Origin of the sequence: Pelomonas sp. KK5, from assembly GCF_001984095.1 — a bacterium.
GTDB lineage: Bacteria > Pseudomonadota > Gammaproteobacteria > Burkholderiales > Burkholderiaceae_C > KK5.
Map to the genome: position 1 here is coordinate 1 of NZ_LYVQ01000407.1, position 2,698 is coordinate 2,698.

Below are 2,698 nucleotides of genomic sequence, written 5' to 3' on the forward strand. Positions count from 1 at the left end.
CAGCGCGGCGATGAAGGCGGCCAGCGTCAGCGCTTCGGGGCCGACGGCGTCGAGCTGACGCGGCAGGCTGGGCGCCGCGACCAGTGCCGTGCAGGCAGCCGCCAAGTCGCGCACGGCGATGGGCTGGACCCGGGTGCGCAGGGCTGCGGCGGGCAGTGCCAGCAGCGGCAGGCGGGCCAGGGTCGTGAACAGGCGTGAACTTGCACCGCCGGGGCCGAACACGATGCTGGGGCGCACGATGCAGGCGTCGAGCCGGCCGTGCAGGGCTTGCAGAGAGCGCTCGGCCGCAAGCTTGGTCTGCGCGTAGCGGGTCGGGTTGCCGGCGATCCCCAGGGCGGAGACGTGGATCACGCGGCAGCGGCCGGCGGCGGCCTCGAACAGCGCGGCGGGTGCGTCGGCGTGGACGGCCTGCATCGGGCGGCGGTTGCTGTCGCGCAGCACGCCGACGGCGTTGATCACGGCGTCGACGCCATCCAGATGAGGCTGCCAGTCGGCAGGCCGGGTGAGGTGGGCGAAGTCCAGGTGCGGATGGCGGATGGCATGGCCGGCGGCTCGCAGGTTCGCGGCGATGGCTCCGCCGATGAAGCCGCCCGCGCCGAGGACGAGAATGGTGGCCATCAGCAGCCTCCCGCTTCGTCGACCCGGCAGGTGCCGTCGCGGCAGGATCCGCGTGCCGCGGCGCGCTCGGCGGCCCGGCGCAGTGCAGTGCCGAAGACCAGCTCGGAGAGGCCGTGCGGCACCAGGTAGCGATGCCGGGCGACGAAGGCGTAGAGGCGTTCGCTCAAGGGTGCCAGCAGCGGCAGGCCGGTGATCGCGGCGACCTGCGGGATACCCACCGCGCCATAGGCCAGGCGGAACACCTCGACCCCGCGCAGCACCCGGCCGTCGGCACAGAGGCCATGCATCAGGGCCATCAGCTGCGCCTGCGTCGTGCCGGGTGGATGACCATTGAATCCCGGCGCCGCGATGTCGACGAAGCGCAGCCTGCCTTCGGTGTTGCGCAGCATCAGGTTGTGCATCTCGCCGTCGCACAGCGGGCAGGCCGAGTCGTAGAACAGGGTCAGTGGGAAAGTGTTGCTATGCATGGTATTATCGATATTTCAGTATAAACAGAAATTGACAGACAAAAAAAGGCGACGGCGCCTCAGTTGGGGCTGTCTCCTCGGACGAACTTCTGCACGCTGGCCCCCAGCTTCAGCACCTTCTGCAAGGTGCTGGGGGACAGCCGGAGCATCTCTTCGGACCAGCTCGCCAGCGTGTTCATGAAGGCCTGCGTCTCGCGCACCCGATCCTGGGCGTCGGGCGCCTCGTTGCGGAAGTCCGGGCTGCGGGTCAGTTCGTCCAGTAGCCGCATCGTGGGCTCGAACTCGCGTTCGCGGCGCTCGCGAACGATGGTGCGGAACAGCTCCCAGACGTCCAGCGAGGTCTCGAAGTAGTCGCGCCGGTCGCCGAGCTGGTGGGTGACACGGATCAGGTTCCAGTTCTGCAGTTCCTTGAGGCTGTTGCTGACGTTGGAGCGGGCGACCGACAGGGTCTCCGAGATCTCCTCCGCGTGCAGCGGCCGGCCGTGGAAGTAGAGCAGCGCGTGGATCTGTGCGACGGTGCGGTTGACGCCCCAGGCGGAGCCCATCTCGCCCCAGTGGACGACGAATTGGTGTGCGGTGCGGCTCAGTTCCATGGCTCGCACTATAGGCTGACAGAAATTTCTGTCAATACAGAAATTAGCCCGCCAGCTTGCCGCGCAGATAAGCCGTTATCTCCGCGGCAGCCTGCGGCCGCCCGAACAGCCAGCCCTGGAACACATCGCAATCCCGCGCCAGCAGCGCGTCGGCCTGCTCCTGCGTCTCGACGCCCTCGGCCACCACCTTCAGCCCCAGCTTGTGGGCCAGCGCGATCACGCCGGCGCAGAGGTCGGCGTCGCGCGGGTCGCTGGCGATCTCGGTGACGAAGTGGCGGTCCAGCTTCAGCGTGCCCACCGGCAGGCGCTTCAGGTAGGCCATCGAGGAGTAGCCGGTGCCGAAGTCGTCGATCGAGATGTGGACGCCCTCGGCGGCCAGTTCCTGCAGGATGGCGATGGCCTGCTCGGGCTCGTCCATCATCATCGACTCGGTCACTTCCATCTCCAGCTGGCCGGGCTCGATGCGATGGCGCAGCACGCTGGCGCAGACGCTGTCCATCAGGCTGTGGCTCTTCAGCTGGCTGGGGGAGAGGTTCACGGCGACGCTGACCGTGCCCAGGCCCTGCTCGTCGCGCCACTGGGCCATCTGCCGGCAGGCTTCCTCGACCACCCAGGGGCCGATCTGCACCAGCAGGCCCAACTGCTCGGCGAGGTGGATGAACTCGCCCGGCGGCACCAGGCCGTGGCCGGGCCGGCGCCAGCGCAGCAGGGCCTCCAGGCCGGCGATGCGCTGGTCGGCGGCATGCAGCTTGGGTTGGTAGTGCAGCTCGAACTGGCCGGCGGCGAGCGCGCCGCGCAGCGCGTGCTCGAGATCCACGCGGCGCGAGGCGGCGGCGCCCAGGCCGGCTTCGTAGCACTGGCACTGGTCGCGGCCGCGTTCCTTGGCGCGGTACATGGCGGCCTCGGCGCGCACCAGCAGGGCGGTGGCGCTGTCCGCGTCGCGCGGGTAGAGCGCGAGGCCGGCGCTGCTGGTGAGGCGCAGCGGCTTGCCCAGCAGCATGAAGGGCTCGGCGGCCAGGG

At 69.5% G+C, this 2,698-nt stretch carries 4 protein-coding genes; all 4 read right to left on the bottom strand.

Annotated elements, in window-relative coordinates; translation table 11 throughout:
• Positions 1–618: NAD-dependent epimerase/dehydratase family protein (locus B0W88_RS31040; RefSeq protein ID WP_077038327.1), on the bottom strand; the 618-nt coding region annotated here is incomplete at its 3' end.
• Positions 618–1,085: a thiol-disulfide oxidoreductase DCC family protein gene (locus B0W88_RS31045; protein WP_077038328.1), complete on the bottom strand. Its 468-nt coding sequence runs from the start codon at positions 1,083–1,085 to the stop codon at positions 618–620. The genes B0W88_RS31040 and B0W88_RS31045, both read right to left, overlap by 1 nt.
• A gap of 59 nt (positions 1,086–1,144) precedes the next feature.
• On the bottom strand, positions 1,145–1,678 hold the full coding sequence (locus tag B0W88_RS31050) for a GbsR/MarR family transcriptional regulator (protein ID WP_077038329.1): 534 nt from the start codon (positions 1,676–1,678) through the stop codon (positions 1,145–1,147).
• A gap of 43 nt (positions 1,679–1,721) precedes the next feature.
• On the bottom strand, positions 1,722–2,698 hold a 977-nt coding region (locus tag B0W88_RS31055), incomplete at its 5' end, for a bifunctional diguanylate cyclase/phosphodiesterase (RefSeq protein ID WP_144007113.1).

Coding starts and splice junctions, on each gene's coding strand:
- B0W88_RS31045 (WP_077038328.1), bottom strand. CDS start 1,085: ATGCATAGCAACACTTTCCCACTGACCCTGTTCTACGACTCGGCCTGC.
- B0W88_RS31050 (WP_077038329.1), bottom strand. CDS start 1,678: ATGGAACTGAGCCGCACCGCACACCAATTCGTCGTCCACTGGGGCGAG.